This is a genomic window from Halorhodospira halophila, from assembly GCF_016653405.1.
Lineage (GTDB): Bacteria > Pseudomonadota > Gammaproteobacteria > Nitrococcales > Halorhodospiraceae > Halorhodospira > Halorhodospira halophila_A.
The window spans coordinates 82,561-103,425 of record NZ_NHSN01000009.1 but is presented as its reverse complement, the minus strand read 5'-3'; the positions used below and the strand labels follow the sequence as shown (position 1 = coordinate 103,425).

Below are 20,865 nucleotides of genomic sequence, written 5' to 3'. Positions count from 1 at the left end.
CGGTATGGTACCATCGACCTTTTCCCCTGGAGAGTCTTGAGAAGAGCGCATGACCGGCGTTGCCCGCGAGATCCTCCCTGTAAACCTCGAAGACGAGATGCGGCAGTCGTACCTCGATTACGCCATGAGCGTAATCGTCGGGCGTGCCCTTCCCGATGTCCGCGACGGCCTCAAGCCCGTGCACCGGCGTGTCCTCTACGCCATGCGCGAACTGGGCAACGACTACAACAAGCCGTATAAGAAGTCGGCGCGTGTGGTCGGTGACGTCATCGGTAAGTACCACCCCCACGGTGATGCCGCGGTCTACGACACCATTGTGCGCCTGGCCCAGACCTTCAGCATGCGCTACCGGCTGGTGGACGGCCAGGGCAACTTCGGCTCCATCGACGGCGACTCGCCGGCAGCGATGCGCTACACCGAGGTGCGCATGGCGCGCCTGGCGCACGAGCTGCTCGCCGACATCGACAAGGAGACGGTGGACTTCGTCGACAACTACGACGGCTCCGAGCAAGAGCCCCACGTGCTGCCGACGCGTCTGCCCAACCTGCTCATCAACGGCGGCTCCGGCATCGCCGTGGGCATGGCCACCAACATCCCGCCGCACAACCTGCGCGAGGTGATCGACGCCTGCGTGGCCCTGGTCGACGACCCGGAGCTGCCCGTCGAGTCGCTCATCGAGTATGTTCCGGCCCCGGACCTACCCACCGGCGGCATCATCTTCGGTACCGCCGGCATCCATCAGGCCTTCCGCACCGGTCGTGGGCGCATGGTCCTGCGCGCCCGTGCCGAGGTCGAGGAGATGACCGCGGACCGCGAGCGCATCGTGGTCACCGAATTGCCCTATCAGGTCAACAAGGCGCGGCTGGTCGAGAAGATCGCCGAGCTGGTCAAGGAGCGCCGCCTCGAGGGCATCTCCGAGCTGCGCGATGAATCGGACAAGGAAGGCATCCGCATCGTCCTCGAGCTCAAGCGCGGCGAGGCCGGTGAGATCGTGCTCAACAACCTCTATCGCCACACGCAGATGCAGACGGTCTTCGGCATCAACATGGTGGCGCTGCACGAGGGCCAGCCGCGTACGCTCAACCTCCGGCAGGTGCTCGAAGCATTCATCCGTCACCGCCGCGAGGTGGTCACCCGGCGCACCATCTACGAGCTGCGCAAGGCCCGCGAGCGCGCCCACGTGCTCGAGGGGCTGGCGGTCGCCCTGGCCAACATCGACGAGGTCATCGCGCTGATCAAGGGCTCTTCGGGGCCGGCGGAGGCCAAGGCCGAGCTGGTCGCCCGGGACTGGCGCCCCGGGGTGGTTACCGAGATGCTCGAGCGCGCCGGGGCCGCCGCCACGCGCCCGGAGGAGCTGGCCGATCACTTCGGTCTCGATGCCGACTCGGGCATCTACCGCCTCTCCGAGGCGCAGGCCCAGGCGATCCTCGACCTGCGCCTGCACCGCCTGACGGCCATGGAGCAGGACAAGATCGTCGAGGAGTACAGCAACCTCCTCGAGCGGATCGCCGAGCTGATCCACATCCTCGACAGCGGCGAGCGGCTGATGGAGGTCATCCGCGAGGAACTGGTGGCGATCCGGGATCAGTACGGCGACGAGCGCAAGACCGAGATCCGCGAGGATACCGCCGAGCTCTCGCTGGAGGATCTGATCAGCGAGGAGGACATGGTGGTCACGCTCTCGCACCACGGCTACGTCAAGGCGCAGCCGCTGGACGGCTACCGCGCGCAGCGCCGCGGCGGCCGGGGCAAGAGCGCCACCGCGATGAAGAACGAGGACTTCATCGACAAGCTGTTCATCGCCAACACCCACGACACGCTGCTGTGCTTCTCGAGCACCGGCAAGTGCTACTGGCGCAAGGTCTACGAGCTGCCGCAGGGCAGCCGCACCTCGCGCGGGCGGCCGATGGTCAACCTGTTGCCCCTTGAGGAGGATGAGCGCATCAACGCCGTCGTCCCCGTGCGCGAGTTCGACGAGAACCACTTCGTCTTCATGGCCACGCGCAACGGCACGGTCAAAAAGACGCCCCTGTCGCACTTCTCGCGGCCGCGCTCCAGCGGCATCATCGCCCTGGAGCTGCGCGGTGACGACACCCTGGTGGATGCCGAGATCACCAACGGCGATCGCGAGGTGATGCTGCTCTCCGACGCGGGCAAGGCGCTGCGCTTCCACGAGTCGGATGTTCGTGCCATGGGCCGGACCGCCGGCGGCGTGCGCGGCATCCGCCTGGAATCCGGCCAGCGGGTGATCGCGCTGCTGATCCTCGGCGAGGGGGATATCCTCACCGCCACCGAGCACGGCTACGGCAAGCGCACCCCGGTGGCCGACTACCCGCGGCGGGGTCGGGGCGGCATGGGCGTGATCTGCATCCGCACCACCGAGCGCAACGGCCGGGTGGTCGGTGCCGTGCAGGCCGCCGAGGACGACGAGATCATGCTGGTCAGCCGCAGCGGTACGCTGGTGCGCACCCCGGTGGCCGATGTCTCGCGGGTCGGGCGCAACACCCAGGGGGTGAAACTCATCAGCCTCGACGAGGATGAGCAGCTGGTCGGCCTCGAGCGGGTCGAGGGGCTGGCCGAGACGGAGGCGCCGGAGGCGCCCGAGGCCTAGGGAGTCGCGGGCCGCCGGGCGGCAGCGCCGCCCGGGGCCCCGGGAATTCGTGTTTCGCAACCGAGGATCACCGCATGAGTAGAGTCTTCAACTTCAGCGCCGGTCCGGCCATGCTCCCCGAGGCGGTGATGCGCCAGGCCGCCGACGAGATGCTCGACTGGCACGGCACCGGCATGTCGGTCATGGAGATGAGCCACCGTGGCAAGGCGTACGTCTCCATCGCCGAGAAGGCCGAGGCCGACCTGCGGGAACTGCTGCAGATCCCGGACAACTATAAGGTGCTCTTTCTCCAGGGCGGTGCTACTGGCCAGTTCTCGGCCATTCCGATGAACCTGCTCCGTGGCGGGCAGCGCGCCGACTACATCTACACCGGGCAGTGGTCCAAGAAGGCCATCGCCGAGGCGAAGAAGTTCTGCGACGTTAACGTCGCCGCCTCCGGCGAGCCGGACATGATGCACATCCCGCCGCAGTCGCAGTGGCAGCTTTCCGACGACGCCGCCTACGTCCACTTCACCCCCAACGAGACGATCAGCGGCGTGGAGTTCCACTGGCTGCCGGACGTCGGGGACAAGCCGCTGGTCGCCGACATGTCCTCGACGCTGCTGTCGCGGCCCATCGACGTCAGCCGCTACGGCCTGATCTACGCCGGGGCGCAGAAGAACATCGGCCCGGCCGGCGTGACCCTGGTCATCGTCCGCGAGGACCTGATCGGCCAGGCGATGCCGCAGACCCCCACGGTCTGGGACTACAAGCAGCAGGTCGACGCCGACTCCATGCTCAATACGCCGGCCACCTATCCGCTCTACATTGCCGGGCTGGTCTTCCAGTGGCTCAAGGAGCTCGGCGGGCTCGAGGCGATGGCCGAGATCAACCACCGCAAGGCGCAGAAGCTCTACGACGCCATCGACGGTTCCGGCTTTTACAGCAACCCGGTGGACCCGCAGGCGCGCTCGTGGATGAACGTACCCTTCGTGCTCGCCGACGACAGCCTCGACAAGACCTTCCTCGAGGAGGCCGAGGCGGCCGGTCTGACCACCCTCAAGGGGCACCGCTCGGTGGGTGGCATGCGGGCCTCGATCTACAACGCCATGCCCGAAGCCGGTGTCGACCGGCTGATCGAGTTCATGGCCGACTTCGAGAGGCGAAACGGGTGAATCCCATGTACCGCATCCTCACGCTGAACAACATCTCGGTGAAGGGCCTGGACCGGCTGCCCCGCGAGCGTTTCGAGACCTCCTCGGACATCGCGCACCCGGACGCCATCCTGGTCCGTTCCGCCGACCTGCACGGCCAGGAGGTTCCCGATTCCGTGGTGGCCATCGGCCGCGCCGGGGCGGGCGTCAACAACATCCCGGTCGGGGACATGACCGAGCGCGGCGTGCCGGTGTTCAATGCCCCGGGTGCCAACGCCAACGCGGTTAAGGAGCTGGTCATCGCCGGGTTGTTCCTGGCCGCGCGCAACATCTGTCCGGCCTGGGAGTATGCCCGGGGCCTGCAGGGCAGCGACGCCGAGCTGCATGAGGCCATGGAGGCCAACAAGAAGCGCTTCGTCGGCTTTGAGCTGCCCGGGCGCACCCTGGGCGTGGTTGGCCTCGGCGCCATCGGCGTCCAGGTGGCCAATACCGCCCGGGCCCTGGGCATGAAGGTCGTCGGTTTCGACCCGCAGATCACCGTGGATGCCGCCTGGGCCCTGGACTCCGGGGTCGAGGCGGCGCACAGTGTGGGCGATGTCATGGCGCGCTCGGACATGATCACCATCCACGTGCCGCTGATCGACGCCACCCGGGGGCTGATCAATGCCTCGCGCCTGGCCCAGGCCCGCCAGGGGGCTACGCTGCTCAACTTCTCGCGCGCCGAGGTGGTGGATGAGGGCGACGTGCTCGAGGCACTCAACGAGGAGCGTCTGCACGCCTACGTCAGCGACTTCCCCAGCAATGCCGTCAAGGACCATCCGCGGGCGGTGACGCTGCCGCACCTCGGGGCATCGACCCACGAGGCCCAGGAGAACTGCGCCATCATGGTGGCCGATCAGGTGCGCGATTACCTGGAGACCGGCAACGTGCGCAACGCGGTCAACTTCCCGGACATGAGCATGCCGCGCAGCGGCAAGGGCGACCGCCTGTGCGTGGTCAACGCCAACGTGCCGAACATGCTCGGTCAGATCTCCAGTCTGCTGGCGCAGCACGGTCTGAACATCGACGACATGTTCAACAAGGCGCAGGAACGCCTAGCCTACACCCTGGTGGACGTCGAGGGCGAGGTGCCGGAAGCGGTGGCCGAGGAACTGCGCGGCATCGAGGGGGTTCTGAAGGTCCGCGTGATCCGCTGAGGGGGAGCGATGTCCGTCGACAATGACGACCTGGCCGCGCTGCGGCAACGGATCGACGGGATCGACGACCAGATCCTCGAGCTGGTCAGCGAGCGGGCTCGCCTGGCTGAGGAGGTGGCCCGCGCCAAGGCCCGCCGCGGTGAAGCGCTCAAGGTCTACCGGCCTGAGCGGGAGGCGGAGATCCTGCGGCGGCTCGTCGAGCGCAACCGGGGGCCGCTGACCCGTGAGCAGGTCACGGTCCTCTTCCGCGAGGTCATGTCCGCGTGCCGGGCGCTGCAGCAGCCGCTGACCGTCGCCTTCCTCGGCCCGCAGGGCACCTTCACCGAAGAGGCGGCCAGCAAGCACTTCGGCCACGATGCCGGCATGTCGCCTCAGGCCACCATCGGCGGCGTATTCCGCGAGGTGGAATCGGGGGCGGCGCACTACGGCGTGGTCCCCGTGGAGAACTCCTCCGAGGGGGTGGTTAGCCACACCCTGGACCGCTTCCTGGACTCGGAGCTGGCCATCGTTGGCGAGGTGGAGCTGCGCATCCACCACGCCCTGGCCAGCCACGCCGGTGGGCTGACCTCGGTCGAGCGGGTCTACTCGCACCAGCAGGGGCTCTCGCAGTGCCGCGCCTGGCTCGAGACCCATTTGCCGCAGGCCGAGCGCCATCCGGTCTCCAGCACCGCCGAGGCGGCCCGGCTGGCGGCCCTGGAGCCCAACGCCGCGGCCATCGCCAGCGAGGCGGCGGCGGAGCGCTACGGCGTGCCGCTGCTCCAGGAGCGCATCGAGGACTACCACGGCAACACCACCCGCTTTCTGGTTCTCGGCTACCAGTCCCCGCCGCCGAGTGGTCACGACAAGACCTCGCTGGTGGTCTCCAGCGCCAACCGCTCCGGGCTGCTCTTCCAGCTCCTTGAGCCGCTGGCGCGCAACGGCATCGACATGACCCGGATCGAGTCGCGTCCGGCGCGCCAGCAGGGGGTGTGGGAGTACGTGTTCTTCATCGACATCCTCGGGCACGCCGAGGACGAGCACCTGCGCGGCCCCCTGGAGGAGATGCGCCAGCGTGCCAGCCTCTTCCGTGTTCTCGGCTCCTATCCAAGGGCGATCTGATCCATGGCTGCATCCGAATCCGCATTTCTCGATCTGGCCAATCCGGGTGTACGCGGGCTTGCCCCGTATGAACCCGGCAAGCCCATTGAAGAGCTGCGCCGCGACTACGGTGTCGAGGAGGTGATCAAGCTCGCCTCCAACGAGAACCCGCTGGGGCCCTCGCCGCGGGCGGCGGAGGCCGCCACCGCCGCGGTCCAGGCCGGTCACCGCTACCCGGACGGCAACGGCTTCGAACTCCGGCACGCCATCGGCGAGCGCCACGGGGTGGATCCGGGGCGGGTGACGCTGGGCAACGGCTCCAACGATGTCCTCGCCCTCGTGGCGCAGACCTTTCTCGGCCCTGGACGCCGCGCAGTCTTCTCGGCCCACGCCTTCGCCGTCTACCCGATCGTGACCCAGGCGGCGGGGGCCGAGGCCCGGGTGGTACCGGCGTTACCCGCCGGGCACCCGGAGCAGCCCCGCGGCCACGACCTGGAGGCGATGGCCGCCGCCACGGACGAATCGGTCCAGGTGGTCTTCGTCGCCAACCCCAATAACCCGACCGGCACCTGGGTCGGGGGCGAGGCGCTGCGCCGGTTTCTCGACGCCGTGCCGGCGACGACCCTGGCGGTGGTCGACGAGGCGTACTTCGAGTACGCGGTGGAGGAGGCGGACTACCCCGATGCCAGTCGTTGGCTCGACGATTACCCGAATCTCATCGTCACCCGCAGCTTCTCGAAGGTCCACGGCCTCGGCGGCCTGCGGGCCGGCTACGCCCTGTCGCATCCGGCGGTTGCCGAGCTGATGAACCGCGTGCGCCAGCCGTTCAACTGCTCGGGCCCGGCCCAGGCGGCGGCGGTCGCGTCGCTGGCCGACTGCGAGTACCTGGAGCGTTCGGTGGCGCTCAACACCGAGCAGCGCGCGGTACTGCGCCGCGGCCTGGAGGAGTTGGGCTTCGCCCCGCTGCCGTCCGCCGGCAACTTCCTGACCTTCGACGCAGGGGATCGGGCGGCGGAGCTCAACGAGGGGCTGCTGCGCAGCGGGGTTATCGTCCGCCCGGTGGACGCCTACGACCTGCCCGGGCACCTGCGTGTGAGCGTGGGCACGCCGGTGGAGAACCGCACCTTCCTGGCCGCGCTCTCCCGGCAGTTGCACGGAGGTACGGCGTGATCCGGCGCCTGGCGATCATCGGCGTGGGCCTGATCGGTGGATCGCTGGCCCTGTCCCTGCGCCGCCATGCGGCGGTGGAGGAGGTGGTCGGCTGCGGGCGCAGCGCCGCCAACCTGGAGCGTGCCCGGTCGTTGGGGGTGATCGACCGCGGTTGCCACGATCCGGCCGAGGCGGTTCGAGGCGCCGATCTGGTGGTGATCTGCGTGCCGCTGCGTGCCATGTGCGGGGTTCTGGCCGCCCTCGAGGGGGCGGTGGAGCCCGGTACCGTGGTGACCGACGCCGGGAGCGTCAAGGGCTCGGTGATCGAGGACGCCCGTACCGTCTACGGGACGCCGCCGGCGTGGCTGGTGCCCGGCCACCCGATCGCCGGCACCGAGAACAGCGGCGTGGAGGCCGCCTTCGCCGAACTCTACGATCGCCGTCGGGTCATCCTGACCCCCACGGCGGAGAACCCCGAGGAGGCGGTCGAGCGCGTCGCGGCCATGTGGCGGGCGGCCGGTGCCCAAGTCGTGCGCATGGAGGCCGATCACCACGATGAGGTCCTGGCGGCCACCTCCCATCTGCCGCACGCGCTCGCCTATGCGCTGGTGGATGCCCTGGCCGGCTGGGATGACCGGCAGGAGATCTTTGAGTACGCCGCCGGTGGTTTCCGCGACTTCACCCGCATCGCCTCGTCGGATCCGGCCATGTGGCGGGATATCTGCACCGCCAACCGGGCGCATGTGGTCGCGGCACTGCGCCGCTACCAGGAGGATCTGGGGCGGCTGACCGACGCGCTGGCCGCCGGTGACGACGATCGGGTCCTGCGTGTGTTCGAGAATGCCCAGGAGGCCCGCGCCGGCTTCCTGCGCTTGCTGGAGGGGCGCTCGTGAGCGCGATGCAAAACGAGAACTGGCGGGTCGCCCCGGGCGGGGCGATCCGCGGCGAGGCCCGGGTCCCCGGGGACAAGTCGATCTCCCACCGGGCGGTGATGCTCGGCGCCCTGGCCGATGGCACCACGCAGGTCACCGGTCTGCTCGAGGGGGCCGATGTCCTGGCCACCATCGAGGTCTTCCGCGGCCTCGGCGTGGCCATCGACGGTCCGGAGCACGGCGCGGTGACGGTCCACGGGGTGGGCTGGGAAGGGCTGCGTCCGCCGGCCTCCGAGCTGGACGTGGGCAACTCCGGCACCTCCATGCGCCTGCTCGCCGGACTGCTGGCCGGGTTGCCGTTCGACACCGTGCTCACCGGCGATGCCTCGCTCAACCGTCGCCCGATGCGCCGGGTCACCGAGCCCCTGGCGGAGATGGGCGCGCGGATCACCACCAGCGAGGCCGGCACCGCTCCGCTGCGCATCCACGGAGGCAGCCCGCTGACCGGCATCGATTACACGCTGCCGGTGGCCAGCGCCCAGGTGAAATCGGCGCTGCTGCTCGCCGGCATGCGCGCTGCCGGCCACACCTGCGTCACCGAGCCGGCCCCCACCCGCGATCACACCGAGCGCATGCTCCAGGGGTTCGGTTACCCGGTCTCCCGCGATCTGGCCACGGTCTGCCTGGAGGGCGGGCGGCGTCTGTACGGGACCCGCGTCGACGTCCCGGCGGACATCTCCTCGGCCGCCTTCCTGCTGGTCGCGGCGAGCATTGCCCCGGGCTCGGACCTGACCCTGCGCCATGTCGGCTGGAACCCCACCCGCACCGGCGTGGTGGAGATCCTCCGGCGCATGGGCGCCGATATCGAGGTGCTGGGTACCGACGAGGTCGGTGGCGAGCCGGTGGCGGACCTGCGGGTGCGTTCCGCCGGGCTGCGTGGCATCGCCATCCCCGAGGAGCTGGTGCCACTGGCCATCGACGAGTTCCCGGCGCTGTTCATCGCGGCCGCCTGCGCCGAGGGCGAGACGCTGCTCACCGGCGCCGCCGAGCTGCGCGTTAAGGAGTCCGACCGCATCGCGGTGATGGCCGAGGGCCTGCAGGCGCTGGGGGTGACGGTCGAGCCTCGCGAGGATGGGGCCCGCATCGTCGGCCGGCCGGTGCTCGACGGTGGGCAGGTGCACAGTCATACCGACCACCGCATCGCCATGGCCTTCGCCATCGCCGCCCTGCGTGCCGAGGCCCCGGTGGCGATCGAGTCCTGCGAGAACGTGCGCACCTCCTTCCCCGGTTTTGTGGAACTGCTGCGCCGGCTGGGGATGGGGGTGGAGGTCGACGCCGGGCCCGCCCATACCCCCTGAACCCTAACCGTCGAAACCTGAAACTTCATGACCCAGACCAATCCCCCTCCCGTACTTGCCATCGACGGCCCCAGCGGGGCCGGAAAGGGCACCGTGGCCAAGGCCGTGGTGCTTGCCCTCGGCTGGCATTTCCTGGACAGCGGTGCGCTCTACCGCCTGACCGGGCTCTACTGCCAGCGCCAGGGTGTGGCCGCCGACGATGCGCCGCGGGCCGCCGAGCTGGCGGCCGTGCTGCCGGCGGAGTTTCGGGTCGCCGACGGGGCGGAGCGGATCCTCCTCGACGGCGACGACGTCTCGGCCGAGCTGCGCACCGAGACCACCGGGGCCCTGGCCTCGCAGGTGGCGGCTCTGCAGGCGGTGCGTGACGCCCTCCTGCAGCGTCAGCGCGACTTCCGCCGCCCCCCGGGGCTGGTGGCCGACGGCCGCGATATGGGCACCGTGGTCTTCCCCGACGCGCCGGTGAAGGTCTTTCTCACCGCCAGCGCCGAGGAGCGCGCGCGGCGGCGCTATAACCAGTTGAAGGAGCAGGGGGCCGATGTTAGCCTTGCGAGCCTGTCGGAAGAGATAGCCGAGCGAGACCGACGCGACGCCTCCCGTACCACGGCGCCACTGAAGCCCGCCCCGGACGCCGAATACCTCGATACCACTGGCCTGGCCATCGAAACGGTGATCGAACGGGTACTGGCGCAAGTGCGGGGACGGCTGGGATAATCGGCACAAGCGCGTCGCCGCCGCCCCCCGCGGGGTGGCAGGCGGCCGTAAATCGTATTAAAGGAAGGGCCGGCGGCCGTGGCCGCCGAAATCCACCACCAACAACTGACCGTGACACGGTCCTGGATCGACTGAGCGATGACCGAAAGCTTTGCGGAACTCTTTGAGGAGAGCCTTGCGAACACCGATATGCGGCCTGGCGCCATTGTTACGGCGAAGGTCGTGGGGATCGACAACGAGGACGTGATCGTCAACGCCGGCCTCAAGTCCGAGGCGGTGATCCCTGTCTCGCAGTTCTATGACGAGGCCGGGAACCTGGAGGTGAACGTCGGCGACGAGGTCGAGGTGGCCCTCGACACCGTCGAGGACGGCTTCGGCGAAACGCGGCTCTCCCGCGAGCGGGCCAAGCGCGCCTACGCCTGGCGTGCCCTCGAGAAGGCCTACGAGAACAGCGAGACCGTGTCCGGTCAGATCAGCGGCAAGGTCAAGGGCGGTTTCACCGTCGATCTGGGCCACATCCGCGCCTTCCTGCCCGGCTCCCTGGTGGACATCCGCCCCGTGCGCGACACCACCTATCTGGAAGGCAAGGACCTCGAGTTCAAGGTCATCAAGCTCGATGCCCGTCGCAACAACGTGGTGGTCTCCCGCCGCGCGGTGGTCGAGGAGGAGTACAGCGCCGAGCGCGAGGCCCTGCTCGAGAAGCTCCAGGAGGGCGAGACCCTCAAGGGCATCGTCAAGAACCTGACCGACTACGGCGCCTTCGTCGACCTCGGCGGCATCGACGGCCTGCTGCACATCACCGACATGGCCTGGCGCCGGGTCAAGAACCCCTCGGAGGTGGTCGAGGTCGGCCAGGAGATCGAGGTCAAGGTGCTCAAGTTCGACCGCGAGCGCAACCGCGTCTCGCTCGGCCTCAAGCAGCTCGGCGCTGACCCGTGGGAGGCCATCGCGCAGCGCTACCCGGAGGGGGCGCGCGTGCCGGGCAAGGTCACCAACATCACCGAGTACGGCTGCTTCGTCGAGATCGAGGAGGGCGTCGAGGGCCTGGTCCACGTCTCCGAGATGGACTGGACCAACAAGAACGTCAATCCGGCGAAGCTGGTTGCGGTCGGCGACGACGTCGAGGTGATGATCCTCGACATCGACGAGGAGCGCCGCCGCATCTCGCTGGGTATGAAGCAGTGTCAGCCGAACCCGTGGGATGAGTTCGCCGCCAAATACGCCAAGGGCGATCGCGTCGTCGGTCAGATCAAGTCGATCACCGATTTCGGCATCTTCGTCGGCCTGGAGGGCGGCATCGACGGCCTGGTTCACCTCTCCGACCTGTCCTGGGACGAGGCCGGCGAGGAGGCGGTGCGCAACTACCGCAAGGGCGAGGAGGTCGAGACCGTCGTCCTGTCGATCGACCCCGAGCGTGAGCGCATCTCGCTGGGCATCAAGCAGCTGGAGCAGGATCCGCTGAGCCAGTGGCTGGCCGACCACCAGAAGGGCGCCACGGTCAAGGCCAAGATCCTCTCCGTCGAGGCCAAGGGCGCGACCCTGGACGTCGGCGGCGGTGTCGAGGGCTACATCCGCGCCTCGGACCTGGCCAAGGAGCGCGTCGAGGACGCCCGCTCGGTCCTTGAGGAGGGGCAGGAGCTCGAGGCCAAGTTCGTCGGCGTCGATCGTCGCAACCGCACGGTCAACCTCTCCCTGCGTGCCCAGGAGGCCGAGGAGGAGCAGGTGGCGGTGCAGGAGCACGCCCGCCCGGGGCCGAGTGCCGGCACCACGCAGCTCGGCGATCTGCTCAAGGAGCAGATGAAGGGCAACCAGGACAACTGAGTCCGGTGACCCCGGGGGGCCGTGCGCCCCCCGGTCCCGCCGATCCGAGCCAGCAAGCAGAGACCCCCGACCCATGACGAAGTCCGAGCTCATTGAGGCCATTGCGTCCAAGCAGCCGCATCTGGCTCACAAGGACGTTGAAGACGCGGTCAAGAAGATGCTCGAGCACATGAGCGAGACCCTGGCCAACGGCGAGCGGATCGAGATCCGCGGCTTCGGGAGCTTTTCCCTCCACCACCGCCCAGCGCGGATGGGCCGCAACCCCAAGACCGGAGAACCCGTGGCGCTGCCAGCCAAGTACGTGCCACACTTCAAGCCGGGTAAGGAGCTGCGGGAGCGCGTAAACAGCAGCCGCCACCAGGCGCCGCTGCGCTCGCAGTGAATCGTTTCCAGCCATAGAGGGTGAGAGCCGGCCCATGCGACGCATATTCGCCATCATCGGTATCCTTCTGATCATTCTTATCGGGCTTGCCTTCTCCGTGCTGAATGCGGATCCGGTCGCCGTGGATGTCTTCTTCGCGGAGTTCCAGGTGGCGCTGTCCGTGGCCCTGGTGATCACGCTCATCGTCGGCGCCGCCCTCGGCGCCCTGACCAGCATCGGCGCCGTCTGGCGCCGTCGCCGCGAAGTCTCCCGGCTCCGGCGGCAGCTCGGCTACGCCGAGCGGCAGCTGCAGGCCATGCGCCGCGTGCCGCTGGGAGACAGTGACTGACCCCGATGCACGAGCTGCTGTGGCTACTGCTGCCAGTAGCCGCCCTTTCCGGATGGTGGATCGGCCGGCGCGGCGGAGGTGACGAGCACCACGATTCCTACTCCCCTCCGATCTCGGATGCTTACTTCCAGGGCCTCAACTACCTGCTCAACGAGGAGCGGGACAAGGCGCTGGAGGTGTTCACCCGCATGGTCGAGGTCGACAGCGATACCGCTGAGACCCACCTGGCGCTGGGCAGCGTCTTCCGTCGGCGGGGCGAGGTCGACCGGGCCATCCGCATCCACCAGAACCTCATTGCCCGTCCGTCGCTGACCCGACGCCAGCGCACCTACGCGCTGCTCGCGCTGGGCGAGGACTACATGAAGGCAGGGGTCTTCGACCGGGCCGAGAAGCTCTTCCAGGAGGTGGTGGAGCAGGACGCCCACGTCGATCAGGCCCTGCGCCGGCTGCTGACCATCTACGAGCATGAGCGCGAATGGGACCGCGCCATCGAGACCGCCGAGCACCTGGAGCGGGTGGGCGAGGGCGACTATCGGGTCCGGATCGGCCAGTTGCGCTGCGAGCAGGCCGCCCACGCCCTGAGCCGGGGGTACACCGAGCACGCCCGCAAGGCGCTACGCCGGGCGCTGAGTGCCGACCCGGACTGTGCCCGGGCGAACATGCTCCTCGGTGACCTGGAGCGCGAGCTGGGACGCTACAAGGCCGCGGTCAAGGCGTATGAGGCGGTGGGTACGCAGGATCCGGCGCTGCTGCCCGAGATCCTCGACGGCCTGGCCGCCGCCTACCGCGGGCTGGGGCGCCCGGGGCAGATGGAGACCTTCCTGCGGGATACGGTCACGCGCATGCCGGACGGCCGCCTGATGGTCCGCCTGGCCGAGGTCATCCGTGAGCGCCGCGGCACGCAGGCGGCGATCCGCGAGCTGACGCTGATGCTGCGCCGGCAGCCCTCGCTGGACGGCATCCGCCGCCTGGTGGCGCTGACCCACTCGGTGGGTGAGCCCATCGACCCGCGCGAGATGCAGATCCTGCTCGATCTCTTCGAGAAGCTGGAGGCCGGTCGCGCCCTCTACCGCTGCCGGCGCTGCGGTTTCTCGGGGCGGACCCTGTTCTGGCAGTGCCCCGGCTGCCAGAGCTGGGCGAGCATTCGACCGCAGAACGAGACGGAGGGCGGATGAACGTACCTGCCGGGCCGCGACTGATCGTGGCGTTGGACTTCCCCGCTGCGGCCCCGGCCGAGGCCCTGGCCGCGCAGCTCGATCCGCGGCTGTGTCGGCTGAAGGTGGGTAAGGAGCTGTTCACCCGCGCCGGACCGCAGCTGGTGGAGCGACTCCAGGGGCGGGGGTTCGAGGTCTTCCTCGACCTCAAGTACCACGATATCCCCAATACCGTGGCCGGTGCCTGCCGTGCGGCGGCGGAACTCGGCGTCTGGATGGTCAACGTCCACGCCCTCGGCGGACGGCGGATGCTCGAGGCCGCCGGCGAGGCGGTGGCGGCTGCCGACGGGCAGACCCTGCTCACGGCGGTCACCGTGCTGACCAGCCACGACGCCGCCACCCTCGAGGAGATCGGCCTGGCCGGGCCGCCGCGTGAGGCGGTGCTGCGGCTGGCCGGGCTGGCCCGTTCCAGCGGGCTCGATGGCGTGGTCTGCTCGCCGGAGGAGGCCGCAGCCATCGGTGAGCGCTTCGGCGGTGGCCTGCTTCGGGTCACCCCCGGCGTGCGTCCGGCCGGGGCGGCGGTCGGGGATCAGCAGCGCATCGCCACCCCGGCTGCGGCGGTGGCCGCCGGATGTGATTACCTGGTCGTCGGCCGCCCGATCACCGCCGCCGACGATCCTGCCGCCGCCGCCGCCGGGATCGGCGCCGAGATTGCCGCCGCCGGGTGAACGCCGGCGCCGTCCCCGATTGGCCCGGCCGGGGTGGGCTGCTACATTAATACCGACGCCGTCGCAAGACGGTGTCGTCCGTCGCCAGGGAGTGGCGACTTACAGGCACAAGCATCAAGGAGGATCCGACATGCCTGAGCAACTCAGCGGCGCTATCCGCGCGTCCATCCCCGCGACCCTCACCGCACTCACGCTCACCGCCGGGGCTGTCCAGGCCGCCGGGGGCGTGGACATCAATGAAGCCGGTGCCGAAGAACTCGCCGCCGGGCTGACCGGCGTCGGCGAAGTGCGGGCGGCCGAGATCGTCGAGGAGCGCGAGGCCAACGGTCCCTTCCGGGATGCCGACGACCTCAGTCGCGTCAGCGGCGTGGGCCCGGCGAACGTGGAGGACAACCGGGAACGGATCCGGGTGGAGGACGCCAACTAGGGCGGTGAAGGCGGGGGCGGCGGGGCCGCCCCCGCCACCGGCGATCACTCCATGTGCAGGCCGCCGTTGATGTCGAGGTTGGCGCCGGTGATGAAGCCGGCGTCCTCCGAGGCGAGATACTCGATCAGCGAGGCCACCTCGTCGGGCTCGCCGAGCCGCTGCACCGGGATGGTCTCGATGATCTGCTGACGTACCTCCTCCTTCATGGACATGACCATGTCGGTGGCCAGATAGCCCGGCGAGACGGTGTTCACCGTCACGCCCTTGCGTGCCAGCTCCCGGGCCAGGGACATGGTGAAGCCGTGCATGCCGGCCTTGGTCGCAGCGTAGTTGCACTGCCCGAACTGCCCCTTGCGGCCATTGACCGAGGCAACATTGATGACGCGGCCCCAGCCGCGGTCGGCCATGTCGTCGGCGAACTGCTTGGTGACGTTGAAGACGCTGTCCAGGTTGGTGCGCATCACCGCGTCCCAGTTCTCCCGGGTCATCTTCTTGAAGCTGCCGTCCTTGGTGATGCCGGCGTTGTTGACCAGGATGTCGACCGGGCCGGCGCGTTCACGCACCGCCTCGGCCATGGCGGCACAGGAGTCCCAGTCGGCTACGTCGCACTGGACCGCGTGCACCGGCGTCGTCACGCCGCGCTCCTGGAGCCGCTCCCGCCACTTGTCGACACGGCCGTTGTCCGAGGTGTAGGTGGTCACCACGGTGTGTCCGCTGCGGCCCAGGCGCTCGCACACCGCCGCGCCGAGACCGCCGAGCCCGCCGGTTACCAGTGCCGTCTTCTGGCTCATAAGGTTCTCCCCCTTCGATGCCGTTCCTTGTCCGTGGTCGTGCCGCCTTGGCAGGAGCGGCTGCCTGCGGCTTTTTCCCCAGAATAGGGGCTATGCATCCTTTTGCAAATGACGCAGCGCAGCGTGGCGGTGGGTTATGCTGCGGGATGGAAACGCTCCTGCGAATCCTTTTTTGGGGAGGTGGAATGACAAAGACGGAGGGGCCCGCGCCGGAAAGCGGGCGGATCTACGACGACTTCGTGGCCACCATCGGCCGCACGCCCCTGGTGCGCCTGCCGCGGCTGGGCGCCGAGGCGGGGCTCGCCGCCGAGCTGCTGGCCAAGCTCGAGATGTTCAACCCGCTCAGCTCGGTCAAGGACCGCATCGCCCTGGCCATGATCGAGGCGGCGGAGGCGCAGGGGCGGATCACGCCGGGGCATTCAACGCTGATCGAGCCCACCTCGGGGAACACCGGCATCGGTCTGGCCTTCATCGCCGCGGCCCGGGGTTATCGGCTGATCCTGACCATGCCGGCGAACATGTCCACCGAGCGCCGCAAGCTCTTCGCCTTCTACGGCGCCCGGGTCGAACTGACCGACCCGGCGGCGGGCATGCGCGGCGCCATCGACCGGGCCGATGCACTGCTCGAGGAGATCCCCGACAGCTTCCAGCCGGCTCAGTTCAGCAATCCGGCCAATCCCCGCGCCCATCGCTGTGGTACCGCCGAGGAGATCTGGCGGGACACCGGTGGCGCTGTGGACGGGCTGATCGCCGGGGTGGGGACCGGCGGTACGCTGACCGGGGTCGCCGGTCTGCTCAAGGAGCGTCGGCCGGGGTTCCGCGCCTACGCTGTGGAACCGGCCGGCTCGCCGGTGCTCTCCGGCGGGGCACCCGGCCCTCACGGTCTGCAGGGCATTGGTGCCGGCTTCCTGCCGGAGACCCTGGATGCCGCGCTGGTGGATGAGACCCTGCAGGTGGAGGACGCTGAGGCGCTGGCCATGAGTCGTCGTGTGGCACGATTGGAGGGGATTCCCTGCGGGATCTCCAGCGGCGCGGCATTGGCGGCGGCGGTGCGGGTGGCCGCGCGCCCGGAGCTGGCCGGTCAGCGTCTGGTGGTCATCCTCGCCTCTAGCGCCGAGCGCTATCTTTCGACCCCGCTGTTCGAGGGGCTGGACGACGAGGCGTAAACGGCAGGCGGTGGTGAGAGGGCAGGCGGTCCACCTGCTTGGGCGATGCGGCGGGCGAAACCCGAGAACGGCTCGCTGCGGCCGTGGGAGGCGGGGGCGCGACAACGGCGCTGACGAGCGCACCCCTTCGGGGTCCCCTGCGCTGCTCCCCCCTCGGGGCCGCGCGTAAAGCTCGCGCCGCTGCGCGGCGCTCGTACGCTACGCGCTATGCGGTGCGAACCGGCAAAGGTTCGCCCCGCATGCCCCGAGGGGGCTGCGCTGCTCGGTGCGCTCAATGCGCCTTTGTCGCGCCCCCGCCTCCCACGGCCGCAGCATCCACCGGCTCCGGGCTGTGTCGACGCTCAAGCAGGTGAACCGTCTGCCCGCCGGCTCCTCGCCGCTTACGCCTCGTCATCCTCGCCCAGGGCGAAGAGCGAGGCATTGCCCCCGGCCGCGGCCGTGTTCTCCGTGACCATCCGCTCGTTGACGAAGCGCAGTAGGTAGTTCGGACCGCCCGCCTTGAAACCGGTGCCCGACAGCCCCTCGCCGCCGAAGGGCTGCGAGCCGACCACCGCACCGACGATATCCCGGTTCACATAGGCGTTGCCGGCGCGGATCGCCCGCGTGGCCGCATCCCGATGACTGTCGACGCGGCTGTGCACACCGAACGTCAGCCCATAACCGGCGGCGTTGATCCGCTCCACCACCGACTCGAGTTCCCCCGCCCGCCAAGTGGTGTAGTGGAGCATCGGCCCAAAGAACTCCTCCTGCAGGTCCTCGATGGCGTCCAGCCGGTAGAGCGACGGGGGGACAAAATGGCCGCGGGCTCCGGCGTCGCCCAGAGGTGTTCGATGGACCACCCGGCCGGCGGCGGCCATCGCCTCATGGTGGGCCTCCAGCCGGGCCCGGGCCGAGGCATCGATGACCGGGCCGATGTCGGTGGCCAGCCAGCGCGGGTCGCCGACCCGCAGGGCGTCCATGGCACCGCGCAGCATCTCTAGAAAAGGTTCGGCGATGTCCTCCTGGAGGCAAAGCAGGCGCAGCGCCGAGCAGCGCTGACCGGTACTGAAGAACGCCGAGCGCAGGACATCCACCACCGCCTGCTCGGGCAGGGCGCTGGAGTCCACGATCAGGGCGTTGAGGCCACCGGTCTCGGCGATCAGGGGAACGATGGGGCCGTCACGCCCGGCCAGGGTGCGGTGGATCTGCTGCGCCGTAGCCACCGAGCCGGTGAAGGCCACGCCGTCGATGCGCCGGTCGGCGACCAGCGGCGGCCCGATGCGCCCGCCCTCGCCGGGTAGCAGGTGGAGCACGTCGCCAGGGATGCCCGCCTGGTGCATCAGAGTCACCGCCCGTTGGGCGATCAGCGGCGTCTGCTCCGCCGGCTTGGCGATCACTGCGTTGCCGGCGGCCAGGGCGGCGGTGATCTGACCGGTGAAGATCGCCAGCGGCAGGTTCCAGGGGCTGATGCACAGATACGTGCCGCGGCCATGGAGTTGTAGCGTGTTGGTCTCGCCGGTTGGGCCGGGCAGCGGCGTCGGCTCAGCCATCAGTCGTCGCGCCTGGGCGGCGTAGTAACGGCAGAAGTCCACCGCCTCGCGGACCTCGGCGATGCCATCGCGCAGCGTCTTGCCGCCCTCCAGGGTGCAGAGGGTCATGAGTTCGGCGGTGTGCGCCTCGTAGAGATCGGCCAGGCGTTCCAGGGCGCGGGCGCGCTCTTCGACCGGTGTGGCGGCCCAGCGCGGCCACGCTGCGGCGGCGCCGGCCAGGGCCTGCTCCAGGTGTTCGGGGCCGGCCCACAGCACGCTGCCCACCCGCTGCCCGGTGTCGGTGGGGCTGCAGACGTCGGCCCAGGTGCCGTCGGCTTCGGGGGCGCCACGGCCGTTGATGATCGGCCGCGCCTCACGCCGGGACTCGGCAGCGGCGGTCATCGCCTCGGCCAGGGTCGCGGTCTCCTGGCGGTTGGAGAAGTCGATGCCGCGGCTGTTGGTTCGGTCCGGGCCGAAGATCCCGGCCGGCAGCGGCAGGTGGGGGTGGCGCAGGGTCGGGCGCGAGCGCAGGTGCTCCACCGGATCGGCGATCAGGGTCTCCACATCGCCCTCGTGGATCCGGTTGACGAAGGAGGAGTTGGCGCCGTTCTCGAGCAGCCGACGGACCAGGTAGGGGAGCAGGGCCTCGTGCTGGCCCACCGGCGCGTAAATACGCACCGGGACACCCCGGCCGGGGCGGGCGTCGACGAGTTGATCGTAAAGCTCGTCGGCCATGCCGTGCAGGCGCTGGAACTCGAAGGGTTGCTCTTCGGCCAGTTCCAGCACGGCGGCCACCGTGTGGGCGTTGTGGGTGGCGAACTGGGGGTAGATCTGTTCGGGGTAGCGCAGCATGCGCCGGGCGCAGGCCAGGAAGCAGACGTCGCTGGCCGCCTTCCGCGTGAAAACGGGGTAGTCGTCGAGGCCCTGGATCTGGGTGTCCTTGACCTCGGTGTCCCAGTAGGCGCCCTTGACCAGGCGGACCCGCAGCCGTCGCTGGTGGTGCCGCGCCCGTTCGGCGAGCCACTCGATCCACTCCGGCGCCCGCTTCTGGTAGGCCTGCACCGCGATCCCCAGGCCGTGCCAGTCGGCCAGTTCGGGGTCGGCCATCACCGCCTCGAGCACGTCCAGGGTCAGATCCAACCGGGCCGCTTCCTCGGCGTCCACGCACAGGGCGATGCCGGCCTCCCGGGCCCGTCGGCAGAGCGCCTGCAGCCGTGGGATGACCGTCTCCCGGACGCGTTCCTCCTGGCCGGGCTCGAAGCGCGGGTCGAGGGCCGAGAGCTTCACCGAGACCTCGGCGCGGGCGTCCATCGATGCGTTGGGGTCGGCGCTGCGGCCAAAGTGTTCGATCCCTGCGCAGTAAGCCTGGAAGAAGCGCTCGGCGTCGGCATCGGTCCGCGCCGCTTCGCCGAGCATGTCGTAGGAGTAGCGGTACCCCTTGGCTTCGAGCTTGCGGGCACGCCGCTGCGCCTCGGGGATGTCGCGGCCGAGGACAAAGGTCTCGCCGAGCAGGCCCATGGAGCGGCGCACCGCGCGGCGGATCAGTGGCGCCCCCCGGCGCGCCATGGCACCGCGCAGTTGAGCCCCGAACCAGCGTTCGGCTTCGCCGGCATCGAGGATCCGCCCGGTCAGCGCCAGGCCCAGGGTGGCGGCGTTGACCAGCAGGCGGCGGTCGCGGCCCAGGTGCGATGACCAGCCTCCGGCGCCGAGCTTGTCGTGGATCAGCCGATCGGCCGTGGGGGCGTCGGGGATGCGCAGTAACGCTTCGGCCAGGCACATGAGCGCGACCCCTTCCTCGCTGGAGAGGTCGTACTCGTGGAGCAGCGCGGTCAGCGAGGACTGGCGGCGCTGGGCACGGATCATGCCGTGGACCAGGGTGCGGGCCCGCTCCTGGATACGCGCCCGGGTCTGCGGGTCGCACTCGGCCTCCCGGATTAGGGCCTGGCTGCGGGTGGGCTCGTCGATGCGATAGGCCGCGGCCAGGGGTTGGCGCTCGACGGGCAGCAGCTGCTCGGGGTCCGGATGGACGAACGCGCTCATGGCACCTCCTCGGGCGGATCGAATCAGGGCGGACATCGCCTGCTGCGTGCAGGGCGCGTGCCAGCCCGCCCCGCGCGCAGTGCTCGGCCTGCGAGCGGGCGGCGCTTTCCCTGATTGTGGCGCCTGTCGGCCGGGTCGGCGAGGGCGGTATGCCGGCGCAGTGCCTTGCACGATCGCAGTGCCTGGTATTTCATCCCCGGTCACGCATGGTGCAATCGCCGCGCCTGCGTCCGGGGATGCCGGGCGGTGCGCAGCGGCACGGAATCTGCACCCGGTAATCGTTGACCCTGACCCGCGGCCGCCGGGCGGCGGGCGTTGCACAAGCGGAGGAGCGGGCTATGGAAGAGAACCTCACGGCAGCCACCTGGTTCTGGCTGCTGGTGCCGATGTTGCTGGTGGTGGTGCTCGCGCTG

The 20,865-nt window shown here is 69.6% G+C and carries 17 protein-coding genes; 15 read left to right on the top strand and 2 right to left on the bottom strand.

What is annotated here, in order from left to right:
- The first annotated feature begins 49 nt into the window (after nucleotides 1-49).
- The 14 genes from gyrA to CCR79_RS03215 all read left to right on the top strand — a co-directional run bounded on the left by gyrA (nucleotide 50) and on the right by CCR79_RS03215 (nucleotide 14,947).
- Nucleotides 50-2,611, top strand: a complete 2,562-nt coding sequence (gene gyrA / locus CCR79_RS03280) for a DNA gyrase subunit A (protein WP_201168669.1) — start codon at nucleotides 50-52, stop codon at nucleotides 2,609-2,611.
- Nucleotides 2,612-2,685: 74 nt separating this feature from the next.
- On the top strand, nucleotides 2,686-3,765 hold the full coding sequence (gene serC, locus CCR79_RS03275; protein ID WP_201168667.1) for a 3-phosphoserine/phosphohydroxythreonine transaminase: 1,080 nt from the start codon (nucleotides 2,686-2,688) through the stop codon (nucleotides 3,763-3,765).
- Nucleotides 3,766-3,770: 5 nt separating this feature from the next.
- Nucleotides 3,771-4,940 carry a phosphoglycerate dehydrogenase gene (locus tag CCR79_RS03270; RefSeq protein ID WP_201168665.1) on the top strand — a complete coding sequence of 390 codons (1,170 nt, stop codon included), beginning with the start codon at nucleotides 3,771-3,773 and terminating at the stop codon, nucleotides 4,938-4,940.
- Between the two features lie 9 nt (nucleotides 4,941-4,949).
- A complete protein-coding gene (pheA, locus tag CCR79_RS03265) occupies nucleotides 4,950-6,038 on the top strand; it encodes a prephenate dehydratase (protein WP_201168662.1) in 1,089 nt (362 codons plus the stop codon).
- Between the two features lie 3 nt (nucleotides 6,039-6,041).
- Complete coding sequence (hisC, locus tag CCR79_RS03260; protein ID WP_201168659.1) at nucleotides 6,042-7,187, top strand: histidinol-phosphate transaminase; 1,146 nt, start codon at nucleotides 6,042-6,044, stop codon at nucleotides 7,185-7,187.
- On the top strand, nucleotides 7,184-8,059 hold the full coding sequence (locus tag CCR79_RS03255; RefSeq protein ID WP_201168656.1) for a prephenate dehydrogenase/arogenate dehydrogenase family protein: 876 nt from the start codon (nucleotides 7,184-7,186) through the stop codon (nucleotides 8,057-8,059). Before hisC ends, CCR79_RS03255 begins: the two co-directional genes overlap by 4 nt.
- A gap of 5 nt (nucleotides 8,060-8,064) precedes the next feature.
- Nucleotides 8,065-9,396 (top strand): 3-phosphoshikimate 1-carboxyvinyltransferase, encoded by a 1,332-nt coding sequence (gene aroA / locus CCR79_RS03250; protein ID WP_201168720.1) that lies wholly within the window; start codon nucleotides 8,065-8,067, stop codon nucleotides 9,394-9,396.
- A gap of 27 nt (nucleotides 9,397-9,423) precedes the next feature.
- Nucleotides 9,424-10,107: a (d)CMP kinase gene (gene cmk / locus CCR79_RS03245; RefSeq protein ID WP_201168652.1), complete on the top strand. Its 684-nt coding sequence runs from the start codon at nucleotides 9,424-9,426 to the stop codon at nucleotides 10,105-10,107.
- Nucleotides 10,108-10,245: 138 nt separating this feature from the next.
- Nucleotides 10,246-11,928, top strand: a complete 1,683-nt coding sequence (gene rpsA / locus CCR79_RS03240; protein WP_201168650.1) for a 30S ribosomal protein S1 — start codon at nucleotides 10,246-10,248, stop codon at nucleotides 11,926-11,928.
- 73 nt (nucleotides 11,929-12,001) lie between these two features.
- Nucleotides 12,002-12,310, top strand: a complete 309-nt coding sequence (locus CCR79_RS03235; protein WP_201168648.1) for an integration host factor subunit beta — start codon at nucleotides 12,002-12,004, stop codon at nucleotides 12,308-12,310.
- Nucleotides 12,311-12,344: 34 nt separating this feature from the next.
- Nucleotides 12,345-12,638, top strand: a complete 294-nt coding sequence (locus CCR79_RS03230) for a LapA family protein (RefSeq protein ID WP_201168646.1) — start codon at nucleotides 12,345-12,347, stop codon at nucleotides 12,636-12,638.
- 5 nt (nucleotides 12,639-12,643) lie between these two features.
- Complete coding sequence (gene lapB / locus CCR79_RS03225) at nucleotides 12,644-13,813, top strand: lipopolysaccharide assembly protein LapB (RefSeq protein ID WP_201168644.1); 1,170 nt, start codon at nucleotides 12,644-12,646, stop codon at nucleotides 13,811-13,813.
- Nucleotides 13,810-14,520, top strand: coding sequence for an orotidine-5'-phosphate decarboxylase (gene pyrF / locus CCR79_RS03220; RefSeq protein WP_201168642.1), 711 nt, complete (start codon nucleotides 13,810-13,812; stop codon nucleotides 14,518-14,520). Before lapB ends, pyrF begins: the two co-directional genes overlap by 4 nt.
- A 130-nt stretch (nucleotides 14,521-14,650) precedes the next feature.
- On the top strand, nucleotides 14,651-14,947 hold the full coding sequence (locus CCR79_RS03215) for a ComEA family DNA-binding protein (protein ID WP_201168640.1): 297 nt from the start codon (nucleotides 14,651-14,653) through the stop codon (nucleotides 14,945-14,947).
- Between the two features lie 44 nt (nucleotides 14,948-14,991).
- Here CCR79_RS03215 and phbB read toward each other — a convergent pair whose 3' ends face one another.
- On the bottom strand, nucleotides 14,992-15,738 hold the full coding sequence (gene phbB / locus CCR79_RS03210; RefSeq protein WP_201168638.1) for an acetoacetyl-CoA reductase: 747 nt from the start codon (nucleotides 15,736-15,738) through the stop codon (nucleotides 14,992-14,994).
- Nucleotides 15,739-15,923: 185 nt separating this feature from the next.
- Between phbB and cysK the strand changes: the two genes are divergently transcribed.
- Nucleotides 15,924-16,904, top strand: a complete 981-nt coding sequence (cysK, locus tag CCR79_RS03205; RefSeq protein WP_207189799.1) for a cysteine synthase A — start codon at nucleotides 15,924-15,926, stop codon at nucleotides 16,902-16,904.
- Nucleotides 16,905-17,284: 380 nt separating this feature from the next.
- On the opposite strand, the gene putA is transcribed toward cysK, so the two are convergent.
- Nucleotides 17,285-20,452 carry a bifunctional proline dehydrogenase/L-glutamate gamma-semialdehyde dehydrogenase PutA gene (gene putA, locus CCR79_RS03200; protein ID WP_201168635.1) on the bottom strand — a complete coding sequence of 1,056 codons (3,168 nt, stop codon included), beginning with the start codon at nucleotides 20,450-20,452 and terminating at the stop codon, nucleotides 17,285-17,287.
- Nucleotides 20,453-20,865: the final 413 nt, after the last annotated feature.